The organism is Mesorhizobium sp. CNPSo 4671, assembly GCF_057784245.1.
Window position 1 is genome coordinate 132,123 of sequence record NZ_JBWLUW010000004.1, and the last position, 13,192, is coordinate 145,314.

The following is a 13,192-nucleotide window of genomic DNA, read 5'->3' on the forward strand; positions in this document are numbered from 1 at the left end:
ATCGCGACAGAGTCGAGAAAAAGCATGCTGTTTGCCGGCAACGCCAAAGGCGCTAACTATTGATGGACGGGATTGACAGCATACCGGGTGGGAGAACGATCATGGCCGACAGAACGGTTGCGGAACTGAAGCAGAAGGTCGCGCAGGCACGTGAGGTGATCGCGCATCTGATGGACAAGGCGGCCTTCAACGGCGCCGAGGCACACCGGGCGCTGGATTATTTCGGCAGCGATGCGTTCGACCGGAATTTTCTGCCCTGGCCGCATCATGGCGATGAGGGCCTGCGGCCGGATGAGCTCAATGCCGCGAATGACGACTGACTACTCGAACACGATCGCCTGCAGCGCGCCGCCATTGCGCTTCAGCCAGTCCTTGCAGCGGTCGGTGTCGGGGCAGAGTTTTTCGCACAGTTTCCAGAATTTCGAGCCGTGGTTCATCTCCTTGAGATGCGCCACCTCATGCGCCACGAGGTAGTTGATGATCGGTTGCGGCGCCATCATGATGCGCCAGGAGAAGGACAGATTGCCTTCCGAGGTGCAGGAGCCCCAGCGGCTTGACGTGTCCTTGTAGCGGATCGCCTTGGCGCGCTTGCCGAGCGCCTCGGTGTGTTTGACCACCAGCTTCTCGATCTCCTTCTTGGCCTCGCGCTTCAAGAAGTCGGCGATGCGGCGCGGCAGGTGCGCACGGTCGCCATGGACGATCAGCAGCGGGCCGCGCTCGTCGCGCGATACCGTCACGGTGCCGCGCTTTGACGGCTCATGGACGATGCGGTGCGGCACGCCGCGGATCGGAATCTTGATGCCCGGCCGCACCTGTGGCCGCGTCGGCACTTTGGCGAGACGCTGCTCCAGCCAGTCCTGATGGCGGTCGAGGAACCTGTCCACCTCGCCGCGGCGCAGGCCGGGCGGCACGGTGATGCGCAGGCCCTGGCCGCCGGAATCGATGCGCAGCGTCAGGCGCCGGGCCCGGGCGCTCTCGACGATCTTGAGCGGGAGCGTGCGGCCAGCGACGCAATATTCGCGCTCCACGACTGGCGTGGCCTTGGGCTTCGTCAGATTGCGGAAGAATCCGATGGTCATGGCGGGACGATACGCGATTCGAGAAAAACGACTAGAACAAAAAAGAAACGGCGCCGCTCGCGCGACGCCGTTTTTTCACGATCGGGCCTGTCGCTCGGCCTCAGTCGTCAAGCAGGTTCGAGCCCTTGCCACGCTTGGTCGGGGTCGTGCCGGTGCTCGGATCGGTCTTTGCCGGAGCGGTCGACTTGTTGCGGTTCGCCATGAAGCGATCGAACTCGTCCTGATCCTTGGCCCGACGCAGTTCGCGGGCATAGTCGTCGAACTCGGTCAGCATGTCGTCGAGCTTGCGGCGTTCCTCGGCGAGGCGCTCAAGCTCCTTTTCGCGCCAGTCGTCGAAAGCGACGTTGCCGGTGCGGGCGGAGCCATGGCCCCAGCGCGCGGCCTTGTCGGAACCACGGCGGCAGCCGGCGAAGATGCCGTCGGTCGCGCGGTTGACGTCACGCTTGAAGCCGTCGAGCCGGTCGCCCCATATGATGTAGGCGAGCATGGCGAAGCCGAGCGGCCAGAACACCATGAACCCGATCACCATCAACGCGATGGTTGCCGGCGTCCAGGCCGGGCGGATCAATGCAGATGTGTTCATTTTCTCCCATTCCTTCGGTTGGAGACAGCCAGGACCGGCTGCGTGGAATCGAAATGGGAAGGCAAAAACGGCGATTCAAGACAAGGTCCGCCAAAACCGGACAAGCGGCTGAAATGATTATCGCTTTTTGAGCCTGTCGAGGAAAAGCACGACCAGCCCGGCGATCAGCCCCCAGAATGCGGCGCCAACGCCGAACAGGGTCAACCCAGAAGCGGTGACGACAAAGGTGACGGTGGCGGCCATGCGGTCACCCTCCTCCTTCAGCGCGATCGCCAGCGCGTTGGCGAGCGAGGCCATCAGCGCAAGACCCGCGACCAGCACGATCAGGCTCTGCGGCAGAACGGCGAAGATCGCCACCAGCGACGCGCCGAAAATCGCGAAAATGAGATAGGCGAGCGCATAGAAGGGGCCGGTCTTCCAGCGCTCGGCAGGGTCGGGATGGACGTCAGGCCCGGTGCAGATCGCCGCCGAAATCGCCGCCAGGTTGGTGGTCGAGCCGCCAAACGGCGCCGACAGCAGGGAAAACAGGCCGGTGACGCCGATCAGCGGGCCGGGCTCCGGATGATAACCGGCGGCGCGCAGCACGGCGAGGCCCGACAGGTTCTGCGAAGCCATGGTGACGAGATAGAGCGGCAGCGCCAGGCCGATGATTGCCTTGACGGTGAAATCGGGCGCGATCAGCGTCAGAGTCGACAGTTCGGGTGTCGGCAGGCCGCCGACGCGGCCGGTAAGAAACGCGGCGAGACCGCCGCCGATCAGCACCGACAGCACCGACAGCGCCGGGTGGAACAGGCGGATCAAGAAGAAGGCCGTGATCAGAGGCAGGATCAGCCAGGGGTCGACAGGAACGGTCTTGACCGCATTGAGGGCGAAGGTGACGACGATGCCGGCGAGCATGCCTGAGGCGACCGAGGGCGGTATCCTGGAGATCAATTGCGTCAGGGGCCGGAACAGGCCAGTGGCGATCAACAGGATGGCGGTGACGATGAAGGCGGCGACGGCCTCGCCGATCGAAAAGCCGGTCGACGCCGCCATCAACGCCAGGCCTGGCGTCGACCATGCGGTGATGACAGGCATTTTCGTGCGCCAGGACAGCCACAGGCTCTCGATCGCCATGGCCAGGCAAATCGTCGTCACCCAACTCGCCGTCTGAATTTGCGTCGCGCCGACCGCGTGGGCGGCGGCAATGACGATGGCCAGCGTGCCGCCAAAGCCGACGATAGCCGCGACGAAGGCCGAGATCGGAATGGAAAGGCGCATCGTCACCTGCCCCGCCCGGCCATGTCGCCGACCGCCCGCACCAGCATGTCGAGATCCTGCGGCCGCGACAGGCGATGATCGCCGTCGGGAATGAGCGACAGCGTGACGTCATCGGCCGGCAGCAGGCTGACCAGTTTCAATGCGTGGCTCGACGGCACGTCCGGATCGGCCAGGCCCTGCAGAATGTGGACCGGGCAATGCGTGTCGATCGGCCCGGTCATCACCCGGTTATTGCGCCCGTCCTCGATCAGCGCGCGCGTGTAAATGTAGGGCTCAGTCGAATAGTCGGAGGGCTCGGCGAAGAACCCCTTTTCGGCGAGGTCGCGCTTTTGCGCCGCGGTCAGCACGGGTTCGACCAGTTCGGCGGTAAAATCCGGCGCCGGCGCCAGCAGCACCAGGCCAACGACGCTGGCGTCGCCCGCCTTGCGCAATTCCTGCACCATGCGCAGCGCGATCCAGGCGCCCATCGACGAGCCTACCAGGATCTGGCTGCCGCTGGTGAAATGCCGGAACACGGCAAGGCTCTGCGAAAGCCATTTCGAGATCGTGCCGTCGGCAAACGCACCGCCGGATTCGCCATGGCCGGAATAGTCATGGCGCAGGAAGGCGCGGCCTTCTTTTGCCGCCCAGTCCGACAGCGTCTGCGCTTTCGTGCCCAGCATGTCCGACTTGTAGCCGCCCAGCCAGACAAAGCCGGGCGTCGAGCCTGCCGTGTGGCGTACTGCAATGCGCGACCCATCGACATCGAGAAAGGTTGGAGGCGTGACGGTCATGGCTTTTTCCTCAGGCCCCTCTTCTGGCTCGGGTTCTTGTGGCACAGCCACGGGCGTGGCGAAAAGTGCTCGCGCTGTTTCTTTGTTTGGTGCAGGCGGTGATCAGGGTGATTTTCTGTCAATGCTGTGCTATTGACTCCGCCCGCGCGCTCCCCACATTGGCGCGTCCACGCATCAAGACCGACAAATCCTGAACGAAACGGCCCAAGGAGACCACGACCATTCGCAGACCTTTCAAAGCAGCGGCGCCGACCAAGGATGGGCCGCGCTCCAACCGTGATATCCGGGTTCCCCGGGTCCAGCTTATCGACGCCGAAGGCCAGAACCGTGGCGATGTTTCCATCAACGACGCATTGCTGCTCGCCGAAGAGGCCGGGCTCGATCTCGTCGAGATATCGCCCAATGCGGTGCCCCCCGTCGTAAAGATCCTCGATCTCGGCAAGTTGAAATACGCCAACCAGAAGAAGGCGGCCGAGGCGCGCAAGAATCAGAAGGTCATCGAGATCAAGGAGATCAAGATGCGCCCGAACATCGACAGCCATGACTACGAGACCAAGATGAAGGCGGTGCGCCGCTTCTTCGAGGAAGGCGACAAGGTCAAGCTGACGTTGCGCTTCCGTGGCCGCGAGATGGCGCATATGGAACTCGGCATGCAGCTTCTGAACAAGGTGCGCGAGGAAGTGGCGACCATCGCCAAGGTCGAGGCGGAGCCGAAGCTCGAAGGCCGCCAGATGATGATGGTGCTGGCGCCGCGCTAAGGTGTGCTGAATATCAACACCACCTGAGATCACGATAAAGTCAGGCGTGGCCAGCGCTCCAAATCCGCCTGAATTGTCTTGCAGAGCGTCCCGGCGATCGGCGGGACGCCTGTTTCTCGGCTAAAGCTGCGATCGCCGGCTTTGTTTTTATGCATGTCGTCCTCCCAAAACCGGACCCACTTTTGGGCGACATGCAATTGGCTCTTCGACGATCGGACACCCCCTTGGACAACGAACTCAAATACGGGCTGGGCAATTACCAGCAAATGCGTCGGCTGGTGCTTGCCGTGCTCGTGGTGGTGCTGTTTTTGGCGCTGCTGTTTGGCCAGTCGACCTTCCCGCCCGACACGCCGGTGCATGAAACGATCGAGATGTTCGGCGTGCTCTTGATTTTCCTCGGCATCGTCGGACGGCTTTGGGCGACGCTCTATATAGGCGGGCGCAAATCGTCCGAGGTGGTCACCGGCGGGCCCTATTCGATCACCCGCAACCCGCTCTATGTGTTCTCGACGGTGGCCGCGGCCGGCGTCGGCGCACAGATCGGCTCGTTTTCCGGCATCATCCTGTTCGCGGTGCTGTGCGCGGGCGCCTTCCATATCGTCATCCTGCGCGAAGAGAAATTCCTCAAGGAAGCGCTCGGCGCTCCCTATCAGGCCTATCTGAACAAGGTGCCGCGCTTCTTCCCGAAGCTCTCCCTCTACCGGGAGGGCGACACAGGCAGCTTCAAGCCACGCCTGCTGTTGACCACGCTGCTCGACGGGCTGGTGTTCCTGGTTGCGTTACCGGCCTTCGAACTGATCGACGGCGCGCAGCAGTCGGGCATGCTGCCGGTGTGGTTCACGCTGCCCTGAGTGGGGACAGAGCCTCGCACGGCTTCAGGTGTTGCGCACAGGCCGTCTTTGACGTATAGGACCGCCGTTCAAGAAAACCGCCCGGCAGGGCATGCCGTGGCGGTTTCATTTGCTTTTCGGGCTTTGGTCGGCCCGGAGCGAACAAGAAGCGCGATAGTGCGCCAACAATACGGAGTAGCAAAATGCCCAAGATGAAGACCAAGTCGGCCGCCAAAAAGCGGTTCAAGATCACAGGTACGGGTAAAGTCCTGTCGGCTGCGGCCGGCAAGCGTCACGGCATGATCAAGCGTTCCAACAAGTTCATTCGAAATGCCCGCGGCACGATGGTTCTGGCTGAACCGGATGGCAAGAAGGTCATCAAGAATTTTCTGCCGAACGGCCTCTGAGCATTCGGTTTCAGGAACAGCGTTTAAGGAGATCATGACATGGCACGCGTAAAGAGAGGCGTCACCTCGCACGCCAAGCACAAGAAGGTCCTGAAAGCCGCCAAGGGCTTCTACGGCCGTCGCAAGAACACCATCCGCATCGCCAAGCAGGCGGTGGAAAAGTCGCTGCAGTATGCCTACCGCGACCGCAAGAACCGCAAGCGCTCGTTCCGCGCGCTGTGGATCCAGCGCATCAATGCAGCGACCCACGAGCATGGCCTGACCTATGGCCGCTTCATCGACGGCCTCAACAAGGCCGGCATCGAGATCGATCGCAAGATCCTGTCCGACATGGCCATCCATGAGCCGCAGGCTTTCGCCGCGCTCGTGGCCAAGGCCAAGGTGGCGCTCGAATATCTGAAGAACACCACGCCGAACGCTTTTGAAAGCGCTGTCGCCTAAGACCAGCGCTTCCCAAGCATTCGCAATTCTGATTATGGGGAACCCGCGCTGGCACGGCTGGCGCGGGTTCTTTTTTGACCCTGATGTAACCAAAATGGTGACGACGAACCAAAATGGTGTCGGTCGCCCTATCGAGAGAGCTTCACTGTGAACGCCACCGCTGGAAATCTTGAAGCCCTGGAAGATTCACTTCTGGCCGACATCGCATCGGCCGCTGACGAGCCGGCCATCGAGGCCGTGCGCATCGCCGCCTTCGGCAAGAAGGGCACCGTGTCCGAGATGCTGAAGACGCTTGGCGCGATGACCGCCGAGGAGCGCCAGCTCAAGGGCCCTGTCATCAACGGCCTCAAGAACCGGGTGACCGAGGCGCTGACGGCCCGCAAGGCGGAACTCAGGGATGTGGCGATCGCCGCGCGTCTCGCCGCCGAAAAGGTCGACGTGACGCTGCCGGTGCGGCAGTCGCCGGCCGAGCGCGGCCGCATCCATCCGATCAGCCAGGTCATCGACGAGATCGCCGCGATCTTCGGCGATCTCGGCTTCGCCATCGCCGAAGGTCCCGATATCGAGACCGACTATTACAATTTCACCGCGCTGAATTTCCCCGAGGGCCATCCGGCGCGCGAGATGCACGACACCTTCTTCTTCCAGCCGGACGAGAAGGGCGAGCGCAAGCTGTTGCGCACGCACACCTCGCCCGTGCAGATCCGCACCATGGAGAAGCAGAAGCCGCCGATCCGCATCGTCATTCCGGGCAAGACCTACCGCCAGGATTCCGACGCCACGCACTCGCCGATGTTCCATCAGGTCGAGGGTCTGGTGATCGACAAGACGGCGAACATCGCCAACATGAAGTGGGTGCTGGAAGAGTTCTGCAAGGCCTTCTTCGAGGTGCCCTCGGTCAAGATGCGCTTCCGGCCGTCCTTCTTCCCGTTCACCGAGCCAAGCCTCGAGGTCGACATCCAGTGCGACCGCTCGCGGCCCGGCGAAGTGCGCTTCGGCGAAGGCTCCGACTGGATGGAGATCCTCGGCTGCGGCATGGTGCACCCCAACGTGCTGCGCGCCGGCGGGTTCGATCCCGACGAATATCAGGGCTTTGCCTGGGGCATGGGCATCGACCGCATCGCCATGCTGAAATACGGCATGCCGGATCTGCGCGCCTTCTTCGACGCGGATGTCCGCTGGCTGTCGCATTACGGTTTCCGGCCGCTCGATATGCCGACGCTGTTCGGAGGCCTGAGCGCGTGACAGCGCCCCATCTCGGCGGCTGCCGCTGCGGCGCCGTGCGGTTCGAGGCTTCGGCTGAACCGCATCACGTCAGCTATTGCCATTGCGGCGATTGCCGGCGGGCGAGCGGCGCGCCGGTCTCGGCCTTTGTCGGCTTCCTGGTTGACCAGGTGGCGTTCACCGGCAAGGCGCTGAAGATGTATGAGAACGGCCCGGTGACGCGCTCGTTTTGCGGCGTCTGCGGCTCGCCCATCGCCTATGTCGACGAGCGGCTGGAGGATGACATCTACTTCATGCTCGGCGCCATGGACGCGCCGGCCGATTTCAAACCAAGGCTGCATGCCTATGTCAGCGAGCAGCTTCCCTTCCTGCACATGTCCGACGACCTGCCCAGACATCTGAAATCAAGCGTCAAAAGACCAGACGGAACAGTCCCATGAAATTCACCCTCTCCTGGCTCAAGGATCATCTCGAGACCGACGCCTCGCTCAACGAGATCGTCGAGCGGCTGACCTCGATCGGCCTCGAAGTCGAGCATGTCGACGACAAGTCGAGCCTGAAACCCTTCGTCATCGCCAAGGTGCTGACGGCGGTGCAGCACCCTGATGCCGACAGGCTGCGCGTGCTCACCGTCGATACCGGCGACGGCAAAGCGCCCGTTCAGGTCGTCTGCGGCGCGCCGAACGCCCGCGCCGGGCTGATCGGCGCCTTCGCCGCGCCCGGCACCTATGTGCCCGGCATCGACGTGACGCTGACGGTCGGCAAGATCCGGGGCGTCGAGAGCCATGGCATGATGTGTTCCGAGCGCGAACTGGAACTGTCGGACGAGCACAACGGTATCATCGATCTGCCGGCCGACGCGCCGGTCGGCACCAGCTTTGCGTCCTACGCGCATCTCGACGATCCGGTGATCGAGATCAATCTGACGCCGAACCGGCCCGATGCCACCAGCGTCTACGGCATCGCCAGGGATCTGGCGGCGAGCGGGCTCGGACGGCTCGTGGGTGGCGCGATCATGCCGCATGTCGGCGACGGGCTGTGCCCCGTGAAGGTCACGATCGAGGCGCCGGAACTCTGCCCCGGCTTCGCGCTGACGATGGTGAGGGGCGTCAAGAACGGCCCGTCACCGAAATGGCTGCAGCAGCGGCTGATCGCCATTGGTTTGCGCCCGATCAGCGCCCTGGTCGACATCACCAACTATGTCACTTTCGACCGCGGCCGGCCGCTGCATGTGTTCGACGCCGCGAAGGTGGCCGGCAACCTCGTGGTGCGCCGCGCCAGGGACGGCGAAAAAGTGCTGGCGCTGGACGGCCGCGAATACACGCTGACGCCGGAGATGTGCGTGATTGCCGACGACAACGGTGTCGAATCGATCGCCGGCATCATGGGCGGCGAACATTCGGGCTGCGATGAGAGCACCACCGACGTGCTGATCGAATCAGCGCTGTGGGACCCGATCGCAACCGCCCGCACCGGCCGTGCGCTCGGCATCATCACCGACGCCCGCTATCGCTTCGAGCGCGGCGTCGACCCCGAATTCATGGTGCCGGGCGTCGAACTCGCGACCAGGCTGGTGCTCGATTTCTGCGGCGGAACGCCGACGGAAATGGAAGTGGCCGGCTATGCCGGGCACAAGCCGAAGATCGTGTCCTTCCCGCTGTCGGAAGTGAAGCGGCTGACGGGCATCGAGGTGCCGAAGGCGGAAAGCCTCGACATCCTCACTCGCCTCGGCTTCGAGCCGCAGGGCTCGGGCGACATCGTCAAGGTGAAGGTGCCCTCCTGGCGGCCGGATGTCGACGGCAAGGCCGATCTCGTCGAGGAAGTGATGCGCATTCACGGCGTCGACAACATCGCGCCGCAGCCGCTCGGCGCGCATGACGCGGTCAATTCGAAAATCCTGACCACACTGCAGGTCCGCACTCGCACGGCCAAGCGGGCGCTTGCGGTGCGCGGCATGATGGAGGCAGTCACCTGGTCGTTCATCCCGGCCAAACACGCCGAACTGTTCGGCGGCGGCCAGACGGCGCTGAAGCTTGCCAACCCGATCGCCGCCGACATGTCCGACATGCGGCCGTCGCTGCTGCCGGGGCTGATCGCAGCCGCGCAGCGCAATGCCGACAAGGGCATTGGCGACGTCGCGCTGTTCGAGGTGTCGGGCACCTATGAGGGCGACGGCGCCGACCAGCAGCGGCGCGTCGCCGCCGGCGTGCGCCGCGGCACCGCCAAGCTCGACGGCTCGGGCCGCAACTGGGCCGGCAATTCAGGTCCGGTCGGCGTGTTCGATGCCAAGGCCGATGCGATCGCGGCACTGGAAGCTTGCGGTGCGCCGGTCGAGCGGCTGCAGATCGAGGCCGGCGGTCCGGCCTGGTATCATCCCGGCCGTTCCGGCACGATCAAGCTCGGGCCGAAAACCGTGCTCGGCACGTTCGGCGAGTTCCATCCCAAGACGATGGAAGGGCTCGATGTTTCCGGTCCGCTGTGCGGCTTCGAAGTGTTCGTCGACGCCGTGCCGGATCCGAAGGCCAAGCCAACGAAGACCAAGCCGAAGCTGGAGCTCTCCGCTTTCCAGGCGGTGAAGCGCGACTTCGCCTTCGTCGTCGACAAGACGGTGGAAGCCGGCACGCTGGTGCGCGCCGCATTGGCCGCCGACAAGAAGCTGATCACAGCCGTCTCGGTCTTCGACATCTTCGAAGGCGCGTCGCTCGGAGAGGGTAAGAAGTCGATCGCCATCGAAGTGTCGATCCAGCCGGTCGAGAAGACGCTGACCGACGAGGATTTCGAGGCGCTGGCCAAGCGCGTCGTCGAGAATGTCGGCAAGCAGACGGGTGGCGTGCTGCGCGGCTGAAGCAATTCCAGGAAAAGTGCTTAGCGTTTTTCCCACGGGAAACTACGGATTGCGAGCAGATGGCGAATCGTTCTCCAAAGGGTGATGGACCATCTGCGCTATTCCGGGCTGCCGTTCGAAGCACAGCGAGAGGCGTTTCTCGACATCGTGTCGGCGGACCCGCTGGTTCGCGACGCGCTGGTGCGGGCTCGCGCGCTGGCGCTGCCGGACTGGCTGGTGGTTTCCGGCGCGCTCTATAACAGCGTCTGGAACCATCTGACCGGCAAGCCGTCAGGTTACGGCATTAGGGATGTCGACCTGTTTTATTTCGACGAGTCGGACCTGTCTTACGAGGCTGAGGATGCGGTCATCCGCCGGGCGGCAGGACATTTCGAGGGGCTGCCCTTGCCCGTCGAGGTGCGCAACCAGGCGCGGGTGCATCTGTGGTATCCGCAAAAGTTCGGGCAGCCCTGCCCGCGCTACACCAGTTCCAGCCAATCCGTCAGCCATTTCGCCTCGAAGACGCATGCGGTTGGGGTGCGATACGATGCTGACGGGCAATTGGAGCTGGTGGCGCCGTTCGGGCTGAGCGACATTTTTTCGTTTCGCATCACGCCGAACCGGATGATGGACAACCGGCAGACCCATGAGGCGAAGGGGAAGCGGGCAAAGGAGAACTGGCCTGAGATTGAGTTGGTGCCGTGGTAGAGAAGTAGGCGCGAGGCGCCCCCCTCTGGCCTGCCGGCCATCTCCCCCACAAGGAGGGAGATTGGCAGCTTGGCCGTGCCGCCCTTCCTTCAAGCGCTGGTGATTGGCGAAAGCCGCGACGACATTCAATCTCCCTCCTTGTGGGGGAGATGTCCGGCAGGACAGAGGGGGGCGCCTCGCGTTGGCGTCTCAACAAAATGGGGCGCCGATGCGCCCCATTGCCTACCCATTCACCAGTGCCAGCAGCTCCTCCGTATAGCGCTTGCCGATCACCTTATCCGGCGACAGCGCATCGCCGATCGCCGCGATCTCGGCAGCACTCAGCTCGATACTCGCCGCCGCTGTGTTCTGCTCGAGATGACGAATTTTCCGCGCACCCGGGATCGGCACGATGAAATCGCCCTGGTGCAGCACCCAGGCGAGCGCCAGCTGCGCCGAGGTCACACCCTTTTCCGCCGCCATCCTTTCCAGCGTGGCGATCACCTTGGCATTGGCTTCCATGGCCTCGGCCTGGAAGCGCGGCAAGGTGCGGCGCCAGTCACCGTCATCGAGCGTTTCGGGCTTGGCGATGGTGCCCGTGAGCAGGCCGCGGCCGAGCGGGCTGTAGGGAACGAAGCCGATGCCGAGTTCGCGGCAGACGGCAAACACCTCCTCTTCCGGGTCTCGGCTCCACAGCGAATATTCGCTCTGGACGGCCGCGATCGGATGCACGGCATGCGCCCGGCGGATGGTCGCCGCACTTGCCTCCGACAGGCCGAGCGCGCGCACCTTGCCCTCGCGCACCAGCTCGGCCATGGCGCCGACCGTGTCCTCGATCGGCACGTTGGGGTCGACGCGGTGCTGGTAGTAGAGGTCGATGACATCGGTGCCGAGCCGCTTCAGCGAGGCTTCGGCCACCGCCTTGACGTGCTCGGGGCGGCTGTCGACGCCGGCCATGCGGTCGAGGCCGGTGCCTTCCTCCAGAATCTTGAAGCCGAATTTGGTGGCGATCGTCACTTTGTTCCGCACCGATTTCAGCGCCTTGCCGAGCAGGATCTCGTTCTCGTAAGGGCCATAGACTTCCGCCGTGTCGAAGAAGTTGACGCCGATCTCGACGGCGCGGTGCAACGTGGAGATCGCCTCTGCCTCCGGCTGGCCGCCATAGGCGAAACTCATGCCCATGCAGCCGAGGCCGACGGGATAGACGTTCAGTTCAGTTCCTAGCTTGCGGGTTTGCATCACGAGATCTCCTTGTTGTGATGCCGCTGATGTAGCACCTTGCGCCATGCTCGATAATCGGCTCATCTGCGCACGGGTCGTTCTAAGAAATAGATCAATGAACCGAGCGCATCTCTCACAACTGGCCGTGCTGGCAACTGTAGCTCAATGCGGCAGTTTTCGCGGCGCGGCCAGGGAATTGGCCATCGCGCCATCGGCGGTCAGCCATGCGGTGTCCAGCCTGGAGGCGCGGCTCGGCGTGCGACTGCTGGCGCGCAGCACCCGCAGTGTCGCGCCGACGGAAGAAGGCGCGCAACTCTTGGAGCGGCTGCGGCCGGCCCTTTCCGAGATCGACCTGGCTCTGGAGACGGCGGTCGAGTCGCGTGAGCGACCGGCCGGGAATCTGCGGCTCAGCGTGCCGCGCACAGCGGCGCATCTGGTGCTGACGCCGCGGCTCGGCGCCTTTGCCAGGGCCTATCCCGACATCGTGCTGGAGATCGTCATCGAGGACCGCTTCACCGACGTTGTCGAGGGCGGTTTCGACGCCGGCGTGCGGCTTGGCGAGAGCCTGCAGCGCGACATGATCGCGGTGCGCATCGGGCCGGACATGCGCGGCGCGGTGGTCGGCGCGCCATCCTATTTCGCGGCGAACCCCAAGCCGCGCCATCCGCGCGACCTTGCCGATCATCGCTGCCTCCGCTTCCGCTTTTCCAGCGGCATCCTCTACCGCTGGGAGTTCGAGAAAGACGGCGAGGAGATCGAGATCGCCGCGCAAGGGCCGCTGATCCTCGACGAGGACCATCTGATCGCGCAGGCAGCGAGCGACGGCGCCGGGCTCGCCTTCGTCTTCGAGCCGTATGTCCAGGCCCCGCTCGCCGACGGAAGGCTGATCCGCGTGCTGGAGGACTGGTGCCCGCCCTTTGACGGGTTCTTCGTTTATTATCCCAGCCGCCGACAGATGCGGCCAGCGCTCAGGGCGTTTGTGGATTTTTTCAAGGTGAGTGGGTAGGGAGCGCCCCTCACCCTCCCCCTTGTGGGGAGGGTCGGCTCGCAGTCGCGGCGAAGCGGAGATTGCGAGACGGGGTGGGGTAAGCGCCCTACGAGGACC

Annotated in this window: 16 protein-coding genes; 10 read left to right on the forward strand and 6 right to left on the reverse strand. The window is 63.8% G+C overall.

Features of this window, described 5'->3' with window-relative positions:
• Positions 1–101: 101 nt before the first annotated feature.
• Positions 102–320, forward strand: coding sequence for a hypothetical protein (locus tag AC04SF_RS12690; protein ID WP_096452773.1), 219 nt, complete (start codon positions 102–104; stop codon positions 318–320).
• Here the strand turns inward: AC04SF_RS12690 and AC04SF_RS12695 are convergent, their stop codons facing one another.
• The 4 genes from AC04SF_RS12695 to AC04SF_RS12710 all read right to left on the reverse strand — a co-directional run bounded on the left by AC04SF_RS12695 (position 321) and on the right by AC04SF_RS12710 (position 3,695).
• Entirely contained in the window at positions 321–1,079 is a 759-nt protein-coding gene (locus tag AC04SF_RS12695) for a M48 family metallopeptidase (RefSeq protein ID WP_488478076.1), read from the reverse strand.
• Between the two features lie 100 nt (positions 1,080–1,179).
• Complete coding sequence (locus AC04SF_RS12700; protein WP_488478077.1) at positions 1,180–1,662, reverse strand: DUF2852 domain-containing protein; 483 nt, start codon at positions 1,660–1,662, stop codon at positions 1,180–1,182.
• 117 nt (positions 1,663–1,779) lie between these two features.
• Positions 1,780–2,922 carry a benzoate/H(+) symporter BenE family transporter gene (locus AC04SF_RS12705; RefSeq protein ID WP_488478078.1) on the reverse strand — a complete coding sequence of 381 codons (1,143 nt, stop codon included), beginning with the start codon at positions 2,920–2,922 and terminating at the stop codon, positions 1,780–1,782.
• Between the two features lie 2 nt (positions 2,923–2,924).
• Entirely contained in the window at positions 2,925–3,695 is a 771-nt protein-coding gene (locus AC04SF_RS12710; protein ID WP_488478079.1) for an alpha/beta hydrolase, read from the reverse strand.
• Positions 3,696–3,916: 221 nt separating this feature from the next.
• On the opposite strand from AC04SF_RS12710, the gene infC reads away from it, so the two are divergent.
• Positions 3,917–4,453 carry a translation initiation factor IF-3 gene (gene infC / locus AC04SF_RS12715; RefSeq protein ID WP_010912915.1) on the forward strand — a complete coding sequence of 179 codons (537 nt, stop codon included), beginning with the start codon at positions 3,917–3,919 and terminating at the stop codon, positions 4,451–4,453.
• A gap of 29 nt (positions 4,454–4,482) precedes the next feature.
• Here infC and AC04SF_RS12720 read toward each other — a convergent pair whose 3' ends face one another.
• Positions 4,483–4,608 (reverse strand): hypothetical protein, encoded by a 126-nt coding sequence (locus tag AC04SF_RS12720; protein ID WP_274608644.1) that lies wholly within the window; start codon positions 4,606–4,608, stop codon positions 4,483–4,485.
• A gap of 69 nt (positions 4,609–4,677) precedes the next feature.
• Here AC04SF_RS12720 and AC04SF_RS12725 point away from each other — a divergent pair, with 69 nt between their 5' ends.
• The 7 genes from AC04SF_RS12725 to AC04SF_RS12755 all read left to right on the forward strand — a co-directional run bounded on the left by AC04SF_RS12725 (position 4,678) and on the right by AC04SF_RS12755 (position 10,887).
• Positions 4,678–5,304, forward strand: coding sequence for a methyltransferase family protein (locus AC04SF_RS12725; protein ID WP_488478080.1), 627 nt, complete (start codon positions 4,678–4,680; stop codon positions 5,302–5,304).
• Between the two features lie 182 nt (positions 5,305–5,486).
• Entirely contained in the window at positions 5,487–5,690 is a 204-nt protein-coding gene (rpmI, locus tag AC04SF_RS12730) for a 50S ribosomal protein L35 (protein WP_006201248.1), read from the forward strand.
• A gap of 39 nt (positions 5,691–5,729) precedes the next feature.
• Positions 5,730–6,131: a 50S ribosomal protein L20 gene (rplT, locus tag AC04SF_RS12735; RefSeq protein WP_006201247.1), complete on the forward strand. Its 402-nt coding sequence runs from the start codon at positions 5,730–5,732 to the stop codon at positions 6,129–6,131.
• 147 nt (positions 6,132–6,278) lie between these two features.
• Positions 6,279–7,376 carry a phenylalanine--tRNA ligase subunit alpha gene (pheS, locus tag AC04SF_RS12740; RefSeq protein ID WP_488478081.1) on the forward strand — a complete coding sequence of 366 codons (1,098 nt, stop codon included), beginning with the start codon at positions 6,279–6,281 and terminating at the stop codon, positions 7,374–7,376.
• Positions 7,373–7,795: a GFA family protein gene (locus AC04SF_RS12745; protein WP_096452763.1), complete on the forward strand. Its 423-nt coding sequence runs from the start codon at positions 7,373–7,375 to the stop codon at positions 7,793–7,795. The genes pheS and AC04SF_RS12745 overlap by 4 nt, the downstream gene beginning before the upstream one ends.
• The gene (gene pheT, locus AC04SF_RS12750) at positions 7,792–10,200 is read left to right on the forward strand and encodes a phenylalanine--tRNA ligase subunit beta (protein ID WP_488478082.1); all 2,409 of its coding nucleotides are present in this window, start codon (positions 7,792–7,794) and stop codon (positions 10,198–10,200) included. The genes AC04SF_RS12745 and pheT overlap by 4 nt, the downstream gene beginning before the upstream one ends.
• An 84-nt stretch (positions 10,201–10,284) precedes the next feature.
• Complete coding sequence (locus AC04SF_RS12755) at positions 10,285–10,887, forward strand: nucleotidyltransferase family protein (RefSeq protein WP_202351864.1); 603 nt, start codon at positions 10,285–10,287, stop codon at positions 10,885–10,887.
• A 222-nt stretch (positions 10,888–11,109) separates the two neighbouring features.
• Here AC04SF_RS12755 and AC04SF_RS12760 read toward each other — a convergent pair whose 3' ends face one another.
• Positions 11,110–12,105 (reverse strand): aldo/keto reductase, encoded by a 996-nt coding sequence (locus AC04SF_RS12760; protein WP_488478083.1) that lies wholly within the window; start codon positions 12,103–12,105, stop codon positions 11,110–11,112.
• Positions 12,106–12,202: 97 nt separating this feature from the next.
• Between AC04SF_RS12760 and AC04SF_RS12765 the strand changes: the two genes are divergently transcribed.
• Positions 12,203–13,093, forward strand: a complete 891-nt coding sequence (locus tag AC04SF_RS12765) for a LysR family transcriptional regulator (RefSeq protein WP_488478084.1) — start codon at positions 12,203–12,205, stop codon at positions 13,091–13,093.
• Positions 13,094–13,192: the final 99 nt, after the last annotated feature.